Genomic DNA, 18,809 nt, shown 5'->3' with positions numbered 1-18,809 from the left:
TCTTTTGAGCATCGTATCTATTATTGAGTGTAATGGTACGATGCATTTTGTTTTATACTATGAAACGAAGGAAAAGATTTATTTTTCCCGATTGATTTTGATACGCGTTCTAAAGTGGGAGACGCCTATAATAATCTATTAATTCCTATAAATACTTGATGTTTTAGATAAAATCAATAACTTTGTAACTATTGATACAAACTAAGAATAATAGTTATATGTTTAGATTAATCTTAAGTTTAATATCTGTTTTGTTTATAGTATGCAATTCGTTAGCATCCAATGAATTTATAACAAAAAAGTACACTACTCTTGATGGACTTTCGCAAAATGACGTGCAATGTATTTATCAAGACTCTAAGGGTTTTATATGGTTGGCTACAAACGACGGTCTGAACAGGTTCGATGGGTATGAATTTAAGGTCTATGGATACCAGTCAAATGGTCTTACCAGTAATCTGATAGTAAGTATTGATGAAGATTCTCATGGAAATCTGTGGATAGGTACTGCTGATAGAGGGGTATTCTTGTTTAATTCCGTAAAGAATGAATTCATTTCATTAAATATTGGTCATATAGGCATTGATAAGAATTTCACCTGCGACAAAATTCTGGTTGATTCGAAAGACAGGGTGTGGTTTCATTCCTCTGATGAAAGTATATACCTTGTAAATTACGATTTTTCCAATGGAAAAATAAATACTGTCTTAAAATCAACAATTAAATTACCATATATATCCGACATCATAGAAATTGATAATACAATAATGCTCTCGTCTGAAGGCGGTCTGTACGAATGTAGCGTCCATAGAGAAAAATTACAGCTTAATAAACTGTTGGATAGTCCTATAGCTGCAGCTATAGTTATCTCGTCTTCTCAAATATTGTACTCTAATCTGGAGAATCATCAATTATGTTTATACGACAAGCATACTTGCAAGGTAAGCACCTTGTTGGAAAACTGCAATATTCGAAAAATGGTTTATAAAAATAAAAGATTATTTTATGCCACTACAAGTACTGTAAGTGTGTTGCCTTTTGATGTTTTACATGCTATCGAATCAAAGCCGCAGGTTATTGCTACCTATTCTTACAGCTATCCACAAACTATTGTTCTTGATAAAAATGATATTCTTTGGATAGGTTTTTTCAAGAGTGGCTTTATGAGCATACGCGAAAACAATAAACCAATAGAATTATTCAGGGAAATAGGAAATGACCATGTATCCTCCATTTATACATTTGCCAAATCCGATATTTATTTAGGCACAGAAGGCTCTGGACTATATCATTTTAATTCTATTACTGGAAATGCCAGACTTATTCCTTTCACAGCAAACAGGATAGTATACTCTACTACATACTCAAACTTTACCGACCGCATGTATGTGTCTCTGATGTACGATGGTATTTATAGTTTTACTTCAGATAATGATTATAAAAAGATTTCAGGCTTGAGGAATGTGCGCACAATGCTTGCCGATGGAAAATATTTGTGGGTTGGTACATATAATAAAGGTTTATTTAGATATGATTTGTCTACAGGTGTGATGAAGGAAATTAAAACATTGGAAAATAAAGAGCTAAAGATAGTAAGAAATGTCGTGAAAGATCATAAGGGGAATTTATGGGTAGCCTCCAGTTATGGCCTTAAAGTATTGAAATCTGCAGATTTGTATCTTGATAATCCTGTTTTGAATTCAGTGAAGGGGCTTGATGAACTAGATTATATAGTACCTATTTGTGAAGACCTGAATCATAATATATGGTATGGAACACTTGGGCGCGGATTAAAGAAAATCGTGGACTTGGATGACAGTCTGAATGTGCGTATTGAAGATTTCAGTACTGCAAACGGATTGAATAGTAATACCATAAAATCCATTGTTAATGGAACGGATGGAACATTATGGATTTCTACTAATAAGGGAATAAATTCGTTGAATATAAACACACAGAAAATAAAATCTTATGATATTTACGATGGTCTTCAGGACTATGAGTTTATGGAACTCTCGGCTGGAGTAATGACAGATGGAACAATGATATTCGGTGGTGTTAACGGAATAAACGTCTTTAGACCGAACGACTTCGATGTGATGGATTTCAATGGCTGTCCTACACTCGTTGATTTTAAAATCTTCAATCACAGCGTTGAGGCCGATTCTATATATTCCGTATATTTTGATAAAAGTGTATGTTTTACAGAGTATATAGAATTGCCTTATAATTTAAACACTTTCTCATTCCAGTTCAGCTCCCTGGATTACAGAAGTCCATATAAGGTTGTTTACGAATATATGCTTGAAGGTGTAGATAATTCGTGGATTTCCACTTCCGCTTTTCATCGTGAGGCTTTCTACACTAAACTTTCTTCTGGAGAATATATGTTCAGACTGAGAGTCAGGAATACCGATGGAGTTTACAGTTCAAATGAACTTTCCATACCTGTCATTATTACCCCTCCTTTCTGGCGTACATGGTATGCTTATACATTTTATTTGATGTTGCTTGCATTATCCTTGTACCAGTTCAAGAGGTATTATACTTCAAGAGCGCAGCGTAGAAATGCAGTATATATAGCAAACATGGAAAAACGTAAGACTGAAGAATTGCTCGAGAAAGAAACAACATTCTTTACCAATATCTCGCATGAATTGAGGACTCCACTCACATTGATTCATTCGCCACTGAGTATGATTATAGAATCGGGCAAGTATTCGTCCGATAAGTATCTTGTCGGCATGCTGCAGACAATGGAGCATAACAGTAAGTTTTTGTTAAGACTTGTTAACAAGCTGATGAATTTCTCCAAGAGCGAGAAAGGAATGCTTAGTCTGAATCTCAGATATGGCAACTTCTCGTCTTTCTCAAAAGAGGTATTTCAGCAGTTCACGTATTGGTCAAAACAGAAAGGTGTTGGGCTGGAATATTCTGTTTCACGCAGTGATATAAGTTTTCTGTTCGACTCCCATCTTATGGAACAGATAATTTATAATTTGGTGTCGAATGCCATAAAGCATACACCTGCCGGAGGATTTGTATCGTTTACAGTTAATGAACAGGATAATAAAATAAACATCGCTATAGCAGATTCAGGAAATGGTATATCTGAGGATTTGAAAACTCATCTTTTTGAACGTTTCTATAGTCAGAATAAAAATTCAGCAGAGGGAGGTACTGGTATAGGTTTGTTTCTAACCAAACGACTTGTAGAAATACATAATGGAAATATCTCATTTGTATCAGAGGAAGGCAAAGGTACCGTTTTTCATGTACAGATTCCTATGATAACAGAGAGAGAAATGATGACAGAGAATCTTTTTTCTAATAATAGGAATGATGAAGAGTTTATTGATGTACTGAGTAGTAAATCAAGTGAATCCGAAGATATAGAAGACACAGAAGTAAAAGGAGAGTCACCTGTTGTGTTGATTGTTGATGACAATAAAGATATATGTAATATGTTATCATTACTGTTGTCAGATAAATATAAAATAATGATTGCTTATGATGGAGAAATGGCATGGAACATGATTCCCGATATGCAGCCAGATCTTGTTTTGTCTGATATAATGATGCCCGGCATGAATGGTCTGGAACTGTGTGAGAGAATCAAGCAGGATGTAAGGACATCTCATATCCCTGTAGTCTTGCTTTCAGCCAAGACTACATTGCAGGATTATCTCATCGGATATAAATTCCATGCCGATGCTTATTGTCCTAAACCTTTTGATAATCAGATAATGAAAGAGTTGCTGAATTCTATCATAACAAATAGGAAGCGGATTCTTCAACACAAAAAAGTCTCGACAATAAAGATTTCTGAGGTAACCACTACATCTACTGATGATAAGTTCCTAGAAAAACTTGTAAAGATAATAGAGGACAACATTGCGGATTCGTCTTTTCAGATAGAAGATATTTGTAAAGGACTTGGTGTTACGGCTTTAGTCCTGAACAAAAAGCTTAAAACACTTATGGGAATAACAGCTAATGCTTTTGTCCGCTCCATAAGGATGAAAAGAGCGGCAGAACTATTGAAGACCGGAAGATATTCAGTTTCTGAAGTAACATACGATGTTGGATTCAATGATCTGAAGTATTTTAGAGAATGTTTCAAGAAAGAATTTGGTGTATTGCCACAACAATATAAAGAGCAGAATACTCAGACGGATTTGGATTCTTAATATAAGTGGGGGTAAAATTTTACCCCCTTTTTAAATATATAATTCTCCCCTTCGGTCCCGTTTTAAATAAATAATTTAGCGGCAGTTATAAAAGAAATTTCATAACCTATTGCTAAATTAAATTTTTTACAAATGAGAAATCAGGAAAAAAGGTACCATAGCAGGTACATGTTGTTCGTGATGCTTATCTTCTATACATTATCTATGTATTCACAGAAGATAACAGTCAAAGGAAAAGTGATTGATGCCGCCAATAATCTCGAAGTTATAGGTGCAGCAGTTCAGGTTGAAGGAAATTCTCTCGGTACTATTACCGATATTGATGGTAATTTCGTTCTGCAGGGGGTACCGGAAAAAGGAAACTTGGTGTTCAGTTTTGTTGGTTATAAAACTGTAAAGGCTGCAATCAAGAATGGAAAATTCTATAACATTAAACTTCAGGAAGACACAAAAGTGTTGGACGAAGTGGTTGTTGTAGGTTATGGCTCAATGCGTAAAAAAGAAGTTACAGGTGCAGTAGCACGTGTAAATTCTGAAGAAATTACAAAGATCAGTACATCAGATTTGGGAACCGCATTGCAAGGCATGGTGGCTGGAGTCAATGTTCAAGCTAGTTCTGGTGAACCTGGAGCGAAATCTAATATACAGATTCGTGGTATTAGTTCAATTTCAGGTTCTAGTGCTCCTCTTTATGTCGTTGATGGTGTTCCCTTTGAAGGTGACCCTGGTTTGAGTAATAATGAAATTGCTAGTATTGATATTCTTAAGGATGCTGCTTCTGCTGCTATTTACGGAACACGTGGTGCTTCAGGTGTTATACTAATTACAACCAAGAAAGGTAAGGAGGGTGAAATGAAAGTTGCTCTTGATGGATATTATGGTTTTCAACATATAACATCAAAAGTTCATCTTCTAGATGCTAATGAAGAAACTTTTGTAACTGTCATGGCTAACCGTATGGCTGAAACTAAGAATACAGATGATTTGGCTTGGTCAAGTTTGAAAAATTATCCTGTTAATTTCTTTAATAATACTCGGCTTTATGATTGTATAATAAATAATAACGCACCAATACAAAATTATTCAGCCAATTTTAGTGGTGGACAGAAAAATCTGACTTATAATATGACTGTTAACTATTTTGATCAGGAAGGTGTATTAATCAATTCAGACTATAAACGTTATAATATCCGTTCTAATACAAATTTTAAAAGAGGAAAATGGAATATTAATGCAAATCTTGCAATGCAAATAGAAGACCAGCTTTCTCCTGCTTGGGCTTTATTAAATGATGCATACGACTATTCTCCTTTACGTTCTCCAGTTGATCCTAATCTAGATATATTCAATACAGCAGGTGATCCAGGTGAAATTCAAGGTATAAGTTATACTTTAGGTCGATTAAAAGAAAGAAATGATAAAAATACAGAGTCATTTAATGGGAATTTTTATATTGCTTACGGTATATTACCTGGATTGAGTGTTTCTACACGTTTGAGTTTCGGTTATCTTAACCAGAAGATGGTTATGACACGTCCTGAGTTTGAAGTGTATAACCAAGATGGCGAAAGAGTCGTTAGTTCAAACTATCGATCGCAGATAAAAGATACCCATTCTAAGAATACTAGTATGACTTGGGAATCTATGGTAAACTATAATAGGAAAATCAAGAAACATGATTTTAAGTTTACTGGTGTTTTCAGTATGGAAAAATATACATACGAGATGTTTTTTGCAAGTATAATGGACTTATATACAAATGAAATACCAAATCTGAATGCAGGCTCGTCTGATATGTCTGTAGGAACTGGTGATGGTCAATGGGGGCAGGATAGAACAAGCACACTTATTGGTATATTGGCCCGTCTACAGTATTCTTATGCTGATAAATACATGGTTAGTGTTAGTGTTCGTCGAGATGGATCTTCAAAGTTCTCTAAAGAAAACCGTTGGGGTATGTTCCCTTCATTATCTTTAGGATGGAATATTTCTGAAGAACGATTTTGGGATAGACTAAGATGGATGGTTAATTCTTTTAAATTAAGATTAAGTTATGGTACAACAGGTAATCAGAATTTTGCTGATTATTCTTATGCTCCAGCTATCTATAAAAATTATGATTATGCTTTTGGAACAGGAGCTAAAGAAACTTTAGTAAATGGTCTTACTCAGTTGGGTTTTGCAAATCCGAATGTGAAATGGGAGACAACGCAGCAGCTCAATGCTGGTATTGATTTGGCTTTCATGAACAATAAGTTAATTTTGGGTCTTGATGTCTATAAAAGTAATAAAAAGAATATGCTATTTCCGATGGTTGTGCCTCCTTCTAGTGGTGGAGGACAGAATTCCACTGTTACATTGAATGCCGGTAATATGGAGAATAAGGGAGTTGAACTATCACTCACTCATAGAAATAAAATTCATGGGGTAAATTATAGCTTGACAGGAACATTTACAAAAAATAAGAATGAGATAACCTCAATGGCCGGTAAGAACTCTCTTTATTTCTTCTCAGAAGGAAAACCTATTTATAGTGGAAGTGATTATGTTACTGCTATAAAGGAAGGATATGAGGCTGGTGCTTTCTTTGTTATGCCTACAAACGGAGTTATAAATACGGAACAAAAACTTGCAGAGTATCAGAAACTTGTATCAAGTGCTCGTATGGGAGATCTTATGTATGTAGATACAAATAAAGATGGCATTCTTAATGATGATGATAGGGTTTATGCAGGAAGTGGTATGCCTGATTTTGAACTTGGATTGAATTTTGCAGCAGATTATAAGGGATTTGACTTTTCTATGAACTGGTATGCTTCTGTAGGAAATGATATTATCAATGCTACTAAGATATATTCTTATCAGAAGAAGACGAGTAAAGATCTTATATATATGTGGACTCCTACAAATAATACTTCAACAATACCTTCTTATCGTAATGAACAACATAACAATTATCGTGCTCATACAGATATGTGGGTTGAGGATGGTTCTTTTGTGAGGTTGAAAAATATTATGTTAGGTTATTCTTTACCAAAGAAAGTCGTTTCAAAACTTAGGCTTGGTAAATGCCGTTTTTATATTGCAGCAGATAACCTTCTTACATTGACCAAGTATGACGGTTATGATCCTGAAGTTGGTAGTAATGGTTTGTCAAGACGTGGTCTTGACTTTGGAACATATCCTATCAGTATACAAATGCGAGGAGGATTCCAGCTTAATTTCTAATCTATTAAAATAAAAAAATATGAACTTAAAATATAAGATATTAACTTTTAGTTTATTGATGTCTGGCCTTGGATTTACATCTTGTGATGATTTCTTAACTCAGGAAAATGAGCATCAATTAACTACTCAGAAATTCTACAAAGACTTAGGAGATTGTGAAAATGGGTTGGCAGCCATTTATAATGCTTTTAAAAACACAAATATTTATCAACCAATGGATGAAAATCTGAGAAGTGATTTAGCGGTTGAAGCAAATAAAAACAGAATTAATCTTGTAAATGCTGCTTATCTTCAAAATTTTAATGATTCATACCAAACTTTGAGAAATAAATGGGCTGCTCTTTACACTGGTGTTTTCCGTTGTAATCAAGTTATAGAAGGAGTAGAAAAGGTACGAACTATTCTGACAGATGAAGTTCAATTGGTAAAACTCACTCAGATTGAGGCTCAGGCATATTTCTTCCGTGGTGTATTCTTTTTTTATCTTAATACATCTTTCAATAATGGAAATGTACCATATATTGATTATGTACCTGAAGAAGAAGATGACTATTATAAAAAGTGTACTCCAAGTGATGAAGTGAAGAAATATTATAGAGCAGATTTGCAGAAAGCGCTAGATTTAGGACTAAATGGTGAGTGGAAGGAGGCCGATAAAGGACGTGCTACTTCTTGGGCAGCAAAAGCTGTACTTGGTAAAAGTTATTTGTATGACGGTGACTACGATAAGGCTGCAGAGTATTTTTCTGATATAATTAATAACGGTCCGTTCACTCTTGTTGATAATATTATGGATAATTTTACCGCCGTTAATGAATTTAACTCAGAGTCTATTTTGGAAGTTTCATATTCAACTCAGTATAATACACAGTATGGACCTTGGTCGGATGCTACATTGTACAATATATGGGGCATGAATGTTTGTGGTTCAAGCACATCTTGGATTAATACATCTCCTTCTTTGTGGCTAGTAGAAAAATTCGAAAATGAAGCTGTTGATGAAAATGACCCTCGCAACTGGATTGAAGTGGAATCTGATAATTATCCTCTAACAGCTCCAAACAATCAGAAGGATATTATATATGATCAGTTAGGTCAAACTTTTAATTCTGTGATAGAAAGAAACGGGAAAAAATATAATAAAACCTATGTCTATCATTATGAAAATGGTAAGTATGTAGGTGTGCGTCAGCGTTTGATTCCTGTTGATGGAATTGGAAATGTTGATTACGGAAAACTTTCAGATATATATTCTGAACCAGAACATGAAAGAAAATTTAAATGGGAGAATGGTAAACCGTATCGTTTGAGAGCATATTCTTTAAGAGCATCTGCTTCATTGGCTATTAATGGAGATGAAGATTTAAGCTATTATGAAAAGACCACCCAACAGGTAGGTAAGTTCAATAATGGAATTACTGCTTATTTCAGAAAACTTACAAACTGGGATTCACGAAAAGACGAGGCAGATTTTAAGCCTGCTATGGCTTCGGGTATAAATTATCGTCTGATTCGTTTGGCTGATATCTATTTGATGTATGCAGAATGTCTTATCAAAGGTGGTACATCTGAATCTAATCTTCAAAATGCTATTAACTTTATTAATAGGGTAAGAAAACGTTCTGGTATTATTCTTATTGGTAAGCAAAACCTTGGTGAATATCCTGAAGCTACTTATGATGATAGAGACTTGAATTCTAATGATGTTATGCAGCATTTAATGTATATTGAAAGACCTATGGAACTTTGTATGGAAGGGCATGCCATTCGAGTTATTGATTTACGTCGATGGAATGTTACAAAAGAACGCTTCACCTGGCTTTCAAAACAGAAATATCTTATAGGTAGAGGGACTTTCTTGGCTCCTACTAAGGAAGACCCTAATAGTCTGTATGTTGGTCAAAATTGGGGTAAACAGCGTCCTTATAGAGCTGACGATCCTGATACATATCTTAAACCAGTATCTGATTATATTCAAGCATCAATGAACTATGGACCAAGTGTTGCATATTGGCCTATACCTAACATAGAATCAACTTCTAATCCTGACATTAATAACTAGATATGATGAAAAATAAATTTATATATATAGTTTTGGTGATTACATCAATTATTTCCTCCTGTAAGGAAGATGATTTTGAACCATTGAATGATGTGGCAGAATGTACTTGGCATATGAGTACTGAAGCTGAGAATATATCTCCGATTCAACTTAATCTTAAAGAGTATATTAGTATAATGGATTTGTCTCAAGGTAATTTATCACATGAATGGACTGTTTCTGATGATGGAACTAAATTCCTTAGTGGTAAGATGCAATGGGGTCAGAAAGAATATGATAATCTGGTAGATGAATCTATTCCTCATGTAAATAATGAAAAGACAATTCATGTATATTTTACAAAGGCTGGTGATCATACAATTAGATTGCGTAATACATTCTCTAAACAGGTTGTATATCCTTACTCAGAATGGAGTGCTGAGCTTCAGACTTATGTGAAGAAATATACTTATGCAAGAAAGGAAGGCGATGTCTATGTAATGGACACTACATTTCATGTGCGTGTATATGATCCGAATCTGGTTCCTGCTATTAGAATGTATAGTGACCCTGAATGTACTCAGGAGATTAAAATGGGACAGATTGGAGGCACTGAAGAGGCTCCTGAGTATGAGACGTATGAACTTGAATACGGAAAGAGTCTTTATGTAAAAGATGACTCTTATGGATTGCCAAATTATTGGAAACTTGTATGTTATGCTGCCGGTTTTGAGCAGGAGTTTACAGACTTTCCCGATGTTTATGAGCTTAAACTTAAAAAGTTTTCTGATAAACCTCTCAATCTTAACTTGACGGTTGAGAGAAAAAGCGATCCTAATAATAAATATCAGCCAACAGCTATGGCTAAATCTGTTGTGGTTCCTCTTAACATTAAGGTAGTTCCTACACAAGACCCTGTTTCTTACAAAATCCGTCAGATAGACCAGTGGAATATTGCTATTGACCTTGAAAACTCAGAGTTCGGTTATAAGCCTATTGACGTAAGTGCTTTAACTTTAAATTATCGGAATAACTATAATGGGAATAATAATTCAGGTACAATTGCAATAAATAAAGCAGAGGTTAATAATACTCATCGTTATGAGTTAAAATTGACATTGGGTGAAAAAATTTATAATACTGATGATTTGATTCTTACAGGTACTTTAAGAAAAGCTTTATATGGAGATGCAGACTTGACAATTTCTTCTTCAGAACCTAATGTTGTTACAACATATGCTTCATTCTTGGATGATGGTTTTGAGTATCCTTCTACTTATGAAGACTGGAAGGTGGTTAAAGCAGATGTATTGCCGGCTCAATATCAGCCATCATCTGTAGTTGATAATCCATTACAAAATGCGGTTAATTCAAGTGCTAAATGTTTACGTGTAGATGCTGTAGAATTCAGTAGAGCTCTGATTTCTAAGCCATTTAAGGGTGGTAAAGGTACTTATACAATTAAATATAAGTATTATGTTCCAGGTGAAGTAAGATCAGGTTTGACAGCGTGGTTTGTTCCTTCCGATAAACCAGGGCAACAGGATCCTTCATGGCTTGAGACTCCTACAAACAAGCTGCCGTGGGAAACATTACAGTCTGGAATATGGAAAGAAGTTACAGGTATTATTACTTCTAAGGCAGAAATGGAAAGTGTAATTCTAAGTTTACGGTTCAATTATTTCTTTGGAGAAATTTATTTTGATGATATATTCTTCGGATATATTGAAGTTAGACCATAAAAATATTAATTATGAATACTAAAAATAAAATATTTCAGGCATTGGCAATCTTATGCATGACTGTGTTGCTTTGGTCGTGTAAGAATGATGACTGGCATGCTGTTGAATTAGATAATACTCCGGTTTACGAACTATATGCATTAAAAGATGCCGAAACTAATCAACCGGTAAACATCAGCAAGTTTTCTGTCTATCGTGAAACTTTTGATCTGATAGTATGGCAGAACGATTTCCAGACATTGTGGATGAATAAAATAGAGTTCTTTGACGAGTCTAATGACCAACCAGACCAATTGCCGGAATGGTTGGAAATAGATCTTGATAAGGAAAAATATCTTACTTTCTCTTTTAATGAAGTCTTTGTAGTGACAGAAGAAATTCTGGATCCTGAAACAGGAGAAAAAGAGATTAAGGAAGTTGAGAAGAAGCGTATGTTCGTCTTCATGGGTAAGAAGGAGATTAATTCATCTGCCGGTTTCGGACATCTTACTGTTACCGAAGATGATGGAACTGTAGTAGAGTATATCGCAGGCTTGAATGATATATTGAAACCAGCTGATCAGTAGTAATTCACATAGGGAAGGTATATAATGCTTTTGTTATTGTGAAAGAAGTATTATCTACCTTCCTTTTTTTAGTATTGTGTTTATTAATAAAATATTATACGATGAAAATTGTAACTTTGGGAGAAATAATGCTCAGATTGTCCACTCCAGGCAATACACGTTTTGTTCAATCAGATTCTTTTGATGTCGTTTATGGTGGCGGTGAAGCAAATGTAGCTGTAAGTTGCGCAAACTACGGACATGAAGCTTATTTCGTTACTAAACTTCCCAAACACGAAATAGGGCAATCAGCAGTAAATGCACTTCGTAAATATGGTGTCAGAACTGACTATATAGCTCGTGGTGGTGACCGTATAGGTATATATTATCTTGAAACTGGAGCTTCTATGCGTCCAAGTAAAGTTATATACGACCGTGCAAATTCTGCAATATCTGAGGCAGAACCATGTGACTTTGACTTTGATGCTATTATGGAAGGAGCAGACTGGTTCCATTGGTCAGGTATTACCCCAGCCATTTCTGATAAAGCTGCCGAGTTGACTAAACTTGCTTGTGAGGCAGCTAAGCGTCATGGTGTTACAGTCTCCGTAGACCTTAATTTCCGCAAGAAGCTTTGGACTAAAGAAAAGGCTCAGTCCATTATGCGTCCATTGATGCAATATGTTGATGTATGTATTGGAAATGAAGAAGATGCAGAACTTTGTTTAGGATTTAAACCTGATGCTGATATAGAAGGAGGTAAAACAGATGCAGAAGGATACAAAGGTATTTTTACTGCAATGGCTAAAGAGTTCGGATTTAAATATGTTATCTCTACTTTGCGTGAATCATTCTCTGCTACACATAACGGGTGGAAAGCAATGATTTACAATGGTGAAGAGTTCTATACATCAAAACGTTACGACATTGATCCTATTATTGACCGTGTAGGTGGTGGAGATTCTTTTTCTGGTGGTATTATCCATGGCTTGCTTACTAAAGTAACTCAGGGTGAGGCTTTAGAGTTTGCAGTTGCAGCTTCGGCTTTAAAACATACCATCAATGGAGATTTCAATTTGGTATCTATTGAAGAAGTTGAAGCTTTGGCTGGTGGTGATGCAAGCGGACGTGTACAAAGATAATGCAAAAGATAGATTATTATATTTTAAAATTAAGATAATAGAAATGAGCAGATTTGATAAAGTAGCAGTCTTTAATAAAATTGCTTCAACCAGAATGGTTCCGGTATTTTACCATAAAGATGTGGAAATAGTAAAGAAAGTAGTAAAATCATGTTATGATGGTGGAGTTCGAGTTTTCGAATTTACAAACAGGGGAGATTTTGCACATGAGGTTTTTTGTGAAGTGGTAAAATATGCAGCAAAAGAATGTCCTGATATGGCTGTCGGAGTTGGTTCTGTTGTTGATTCTGCGACTGCTGCACTCTATATTCAACTTGGTGCAAGTTTTGTTGTAGGTCCATTGTTTAATCCTGAAATAGCAAAAATCTGTAACCGTCGTCTTGTTACTTATATGCCCGGATGTGGAACGGTGTCTGAAATAGGCTTCGCACAAGAGTCGGGATGCGATCTTTGTAAAGTATTTCCTGGCGATGTTTATGGCCCTAACTTTGTAAAAGGTATATTGGCACCAATGCCATGGTCTAAGCTTATGGTTACCGGTGGAGTTGAGCCGACAGAAGAAAATCTCAATTCATGGATTAAATCTGGAGTGTATTGTGTTGGTATGGGTTCTAAGCTCTTCCCAAAAGATGTTCTTGAAAAAGGAGATTGGGGTTATATAACCAATAAATGTCGTGAAGTTTTAAATTATATATCGGAATTTTAGTGATTATTTTTATCAGCACTGGTTATGGTTTGCTGGATTATAATTATATAAACCCCACCAGAATTTTTATTTTGGTGGGATTGTTTTTCTGGGCTATAGTATTAATCTTTTATATATTGCTATGATTTTTGGCCATCGTTCTTTTTCTGTAGTTCCCTAAGCCAAAATTTTATATCTGGACCTATGTAACAGTATATTCATTAAAGGCATCCTGCATACGTTCATATATTGGGCTGAGTGTTTCCGATATTTCCATTTTAACCAACTACTTTGTACTAACCATTGTTAATTTAATTCGCTGATTTTTAGTGTTTAATTAAATATTAATCGAAGTATTTATGAATAACAGCTTTACAAAATACCTATTAACAGGCTTTTTTCCCCTGTTTATAATACTACCGGTCCTAGCAGGCAGAGAAACTGGCAATTCTATAGTAACGGTAGATTATTATACTAAAAGATATTTGGGGAATGTATCATCATTGGACAGGAGTAAATATTTTAACATACATTCTATAGATGACAGCGATCCCGATATCAGTAGTTTTCTTAATAACTATGATGTAGGTTTGGGCAGATCTTTTTGGGGACCATATTCGTATGCATACAGCAAGACAAAAGAAGTAGGTAAATATCCTCAGGTGAAACCTTACAGCGGAAGTATTTCTGTAAAAAGATATATAGCTACCGAGCATCCCAATATACAGACCATTCAAGGTGGAATTGACATTGAGGCTGCAGGCGTATGGGCAGCTGAGTACTATTCCAATAGTGAAAGAGTTCCTGAGTTCTTTGAACCACTCAACGAACCATTTGTTCATGCAGATGATGTGTACTTCACAATTAAAGGTCAGGCCATGCGTGAATTGATGACCGATTTTTATGCTTCAATAGGTAAGCATATACATAATAACCCACGCTTGAATGGAAAAATGAAGGTGATAGGTTATGCTGCTGCATATCCTGCTTGGGAAGACGGAAATTTCAATTACTGGAATACCCGAATGAAAATGTTTATTGACCGTGCCGGTGAATACATGGATGCGTTTTCCGTACACCTTTATGATGGTATAAACGTTACAGGGACTGATTCTAAACGCTCAGGAAGTAACTCTGAGGCTGTGCTTGATATGATTGAGGCATATACCTCCATCAGATTCGGCAGTCCGAAACCCCTTGTGTGCTCGGAATTTGGTGGAATAGACAATGAGTTTGATGACGAATTTTACCGTCCTTTGCAGAGTGTCAGGTCTGTGTCTTCTTTCAATCATTTTCTATTCAATCTTCTAGAGCGCCAGGATAATCTGCTTATAGCAATACCTTTCGTATCAGATAAGGCTGAGTGGCATATCACTGCTGCCAATAATTATAGCTCCTATTGTGCGGCATTATTCATACCGGACAATCCTCAGGACTTGAAGAATACAGAGTGGAAGCTGAATGACAAGAAATATTTCTTCGAACTTTGGAAAAATGTAAAGGGTGATCGTGTTGACATAACCAGCAATAATCCTGATATTCAGGTGCAGGCATTCAAGGACGGCGGCAGACTGTATATTGCCCTTGATAATCTTGATGATACCCCACAGACTGTATATCTGAACAATAAGAATAGCTGGAAGGATGTATCGAATGTCACAAAGCGTTCTTTATATGTTAATTACAACTCGGGTATAGAATATTCGGAACAGAATATCCCGTCCATTCCGGAAAGTGTTTCCATAATCCCCAATCAGACCATTATTCTTGTGGCTGATGTAGCGTCAGCGGAATATACCAATTCCATTATCAGGAAAAAATATTACAGCAGTGAGTATCTGAAACCAATTTCCGCTGGATCGTCCCTTTCGTTCCCTTTCACGGGAATAAAGTCAGGTTCGGGTAGAGCATGTCTGCGAATGTCAATAGGTCGTCCTGTCTCAGCTTCCAGAAAGCCGGTGGTGAAGATTAACGGTACCGCTGTGAGTGTTCCCGACAACTGGAAGGGCTATAACCAGAGCAATCGCAGTATATTTTTCGGTATGATAGAAGTGCCGTTCGACATACAGTTGCTGAGGAATGGTGATAATAATGTCGATGTCACCTTTTCCGACGGAGGAGGTCACGTATCGTCCATGATTCTTCAAGTTGAGAAATATACTGTCTCTACCTTACAGAATGGAACCTTCAGCGATGGACTTTCGGCATGGCAGCCATTAAGCAAGCGTGGAACCGTGTCTGTCAAGACTGACAATGCAGGTAATAATGCAGCCTGTATATCCGGTCATGCAGGACTAATGCAGAGGGTCGACATGGAGAGTGGCAGGACTTATCGCTTCTTGGCCGATGTAAAGACCGAAGGTGCATGTAAGTTAAAGGTTCTGATACAGGATATGCCATCAGGAACGATATGTGAAAAAGAATTTTCTTCTCCCGGCAATTATAAAGCCGTATCTTTCGATTTCAATTCTTCAGGAAAAAAAGTAGGGTGTGCCATTGTGTGCGAAGGGCTGAACGACTTGGCTTGGATTGATAATATTGTCTTATTACCACAAAACTGATTATTATGAGGAATTTTATTAGCTTTTATATTCTGATTATTATGTGCTTCCCGTTCATCTCGTGCAAGGATGACACTGAGATTGCTGATTTCGAAGTCTCAGAAGTGGGGTTCGACGCGAAGTTGCGCGATGTCCTGATTCAGAAAGGTTTCAGTTTCAATGAAAACGGAGAACTGATTTGTGACAATCAGGTTCTCAATACCACTTCTTTGAACTTGAGCAGATGCGGACTTACATCGATAAGTGGCCTGAGGAGTTTCCCTTCTCTCATAGAGGTAAACCTTGAGTATAACGACTTCACTGTATTTGACTTTGGTGATTTGCCCGAAGAGATAAAGTCGGTAGCTTTACGCGGCAATGACGGTATTACTTCATATGTCAATCTTATGTCGGCCGACGGTACTACGGCTCTTTGCAGGAGTCTTACATATCTGAAGTTGCCTTATTTTGCAAAATGGAACACTGATGTCATTCCTGCATTCTACAAAGCTATGTCAAATAAATGTCTGGTAGTTATGGCGGATCAGGATGGAAATTACACTGAATATTCCATAAACAGAAAGATTCCGGACCCTATGCTTCGCTTGTATCTTTACAAAAATTTCCCGTCAGTGTTTGTCTCCTCCTCGGAGATTGATGTTACAAAGAGGATAACCGAAGGGAACGACTTGATAATCCTGTCGCAGACAGCCAACCTTGAGGGCGTGGAGTATATATTATCAAATCCGGGCTTCAGAGGAAAAGTAGATATCTCGGGAGTGAAGTCCCAACATTATTCTATGTCGTATGTCAAACCATCGGCTGGAGTTTCAAGCTTTTCTATTTCTAATATTGATACGCCATTAGGGATGGATTTAAGTTCTGCTTCATCATTGAAGGTACTTAGCGTGGAGGATAACAGCTTGCTTCAGACGCTAGTTATTCCATCCGTTATACTGCATGATGATGTGAGTGAAACTTCGATATTTTGCAGTGAGATTTATATATCCGGTTGCCCTTCATTGGAGAGTGTATCTCTTCAGACCGCCAATAGCGGGAATATGATAGGGAAATTGCATTTCGCAAATCTTCCGGCACTTGATTGTCTTGATGTATCTACAGTGGGAGCTGTAAATACAGTCGTTCTGACTGACGTAAACTCAGACATAGGTAGTATGCTCCTGCCGACTGAGCTTACAGCGTTTCTTGACGGGACAGGACGTTTTTCGTCTACATCACAGATTGCACTGTGTATAGATCATCCCAAAGCATCGTCATTCAAGGAATATTGTAAAAATGTTGCAGATATTATAGATGTGAGCTTTTTTTATAAATAGATTTTTTGTGTTTTATTTTTGTCTTTTTGAGAAATGTGTTCTTCTCAGAGCACATCTTTTTTAGGGGTAGTAATATATTTGTTTAGAACGTAGGCAATTTTAACCTTAAACTTGCCCGCATTTTTTCGATTGATTTTTTCTCTTTTCATGTCGTGAAAATTTTCTCAAACAGTAGCTATTATGTAAATATACTTGTGGTCTGGTATTATTCTTTTGTCAGGTTTTGTAAATCATAGCAAATCGTAAAACAATTGTTTTAAGGAGTGAAATTATTGTGTATCAGAGGGTGGTGGAATTTTACCCCACCTTTTACGATGTAAATCCCCCTTATTGCTTTCATGAAACTTAAATACTTTTGTCATGTAACAAAAATCTAAAACTACAAAGTTATGAGAAAAGCAGTATCGTGTTTATTTGCCGCATCTTTAGTCTTATCATCTTATGCTATAAATAATAATGATAAGGAATATTATTTAGCTGAAGAGCATATCAAGAATTTGCCCGAGGCTCCTAAAGGTTATAAATGGGTAGTTAACGAGGATTATACAGATGAATTCAATGGCAGACGTTTAAGTGCTTCAAAATGGCATGCGAAAAGTCCTTATTGGACTAATGGTCGTCCGCCTGCAACATTTAAGGCCGAAAACGTGAGTGTCAAGAAAGGTTGTCTTCGTATAACCAATACAGTTTTGTCGCCAACGGAAGGACTTGACGGAAAACCGGGTGATAAATATAGCCTTGCCGGTGGGGCGGTTGCTTCTGTAAAGAACCAGGCTCACTATGGATATTATGAGACAAGGATGAAGGCTTCGCTCACTACCATGTCCTCTACTTTCTGGCTTTCCAATCGTCCCGTTGAAAAGAAAATAATTAAAGATGGTAAGGAAATAAGAACTTGGAGCAGTCAGGAACTGGATATTATCGAGACTATGGGGGTGATAGGAACTGTTAATCCGGATAACCCATGGAATAAAAAATGGAATATGCAGATGAATAGTAATGCTCATTACTGGTATCAGGAACAGGGAGGGAAAAGAACGAGTTATACTTCAAACCGTTCGGATGTAGAGTCTTATGAAACTGACCCTTCGGCAGAAGACTTTCATACCTACGGATGTTGGTGGGTAGATGCAAATACCGTGAAATTCTATTATGACGGTAAATATATGTACACTATCAAACCGACAACAGAATTTACAGATACTCCTTTTGATAGACCAATGTTCATACACATAGTTACAGAAACATACGACTGGGAGCCTAAAGTTCCTACAGAAGATGATTTGAAGGACAAAGAAAAAAGTACAACCTATTATGACTGGGTCAGAGCTTATAAGTTGGTGCCAATAGAAGAGTGAT

Annotated in this window: 10 protein-coding genes; all 10 read left to right on the top strand. The window is 36.3% G+C overall.

The genetic code is table 11. The features are described 5' to 3' along the window. Nucleotides 1-218 precede the first annotated feature (218 nt). Nucleotides 219-4,190, top strand: coding sequence for a hybrid sensor histidine kinase/response regulator transcription factor (locus WKT20_RS06190; RefSeq protein WP_278411120.1), 3,972 nt, complete (start codon nucleotides 219-221; stop codon nucleotides 4,188-4,190). Nucleotides 4,191-4,322: 132 nt separating this feature from the next. After that, a complete protein-coding gene (locus tag WKT20_RS06185) occupies nucleotides 4,323-7,418 on the top strand; it encodes a SusC/RagA family TonB-linked outer membrane protein (protein ID WP_117902189.1) in 3,096 nt (1,031 codons plus the stop codon). Between the two features lie 19 nt (nucleotides 7,419-7,437). After that, nucleotides 7,438-9,480, top strand: a complete 2,043-nt coding sequence (locus tag WKT20_RS06180; protein WP_117902190.1) for a RagB/SusD family nutrient uptake outer membrane protein — start codon at nucleotides 7,438-7,440, stop codon at nucleotides 9,478-9,480. 2 nt (nucleotides 9,481-9,482) lie between these two features. Further along, nucleotides 9,483-11,201 (top strand): hypothetical protein, encoded by a 1,719-nt coding sequence (locus tag WKT20_RS06175; protein ID WP_340417038.1) that lies wholly within the window; start codon nucleotides 9,483-9,485, stop codon nucleotides 11,199-11,201. Between the two features lie 11 nt (nucleotides 11,202-11,212). Beyond that, nucleotides 11,213-11,767 carry a hypothetical protein gene (locus WKT20_RS06170; protein ID WP_117902192.1) on the top strand — a complete coding sequence of 185 codons (555 nt, stop codon included), beginning with the start codon at nucleotides 11,213-11,215 and terminating at the stop codon, nucleotides 11,765-11,767. Nucleotides 11,768-11,868: 101 nt separating this feature from the next. Beyond that, a complete protein-coding gene (locus WKT20_RS06165) occupies nucleotides 11,869-12,888 on the top strand; it encodes a sugar kinase (RefSeq protein WP_117902193.1) in 1,020 nt (339 codons plus the stop codon). Between the two features lie 43 nt (nucleotides 12,889-12,931). Beyond that, entirely contained in the window at nucleotides 12,932-13,594 is a 663-nt protein-coding gene (locus WKT20_RS06160; protein WP_117902214.1) for a bifunctional 4-hydroxy-2-oxoglutarate aldolase/2-dehydro-3-deoxy-phosphogluconate aldolase, read from the top strand. 569 nt (nucleotides 13,595-14,163) lie between these two features. After that, on the top strand, nucleotides 14,164-16,134 hold the full coding sequence (locus WKT20_RS06155; protein ID WP_259317960.1) for a beta-porphyranase A: 1,971 nt from the start codon (nucleotides 14,164-14,166) through the stop codon (nucleotides 16,132-16,134). A 5-nt stretch (nucleotides 16,135-16,139) separates the two neighbouring features. Beyond that, nucleotides 16,140-17,450 carry a hypothetical protein gene (locus WKT20_RS06150; protein ID WP_278411124.1) on the top strand — a complete coding sequence of 437 codons (1,311 nt, stop codon included), beginning with the start codon at nucleotides 16,140-16,142 and terminating at the stop codon, nucleotides 17,448-17,450. 389 nt (nucleotides 17,451-17,839) lie between these two features. After that, nucleotides 17,840-18,808, top strand: coding sequence for a family 16 glycosylhydrolase (locus WKT20_RS06145; protein ID WP_117902196.1), 969 nt, complete (start codon nucleotides 17,840-17,842; stop codon nucleotides 18,806-18,808). Nucleotide 18,809 lies beyond the last annotated feature (1 nt).

It is taken from the genome of Phocaeicola sp. ICN-14070 (genome assembly GCF_037892625.1).
In the GTDB taxonomy this organism is placed as follows: Bacteria; Bacteroidota; Bacteroidia; order Bacteroidales; family Bacteroidaceae; genus Phocaeicola; species Phocaeicola plebeius.
The sequence above is the reverse complement of the archived record's forward strand: the minus strand, read 5'-3'. Positions and strand labels throughout refer to the sequence as shown.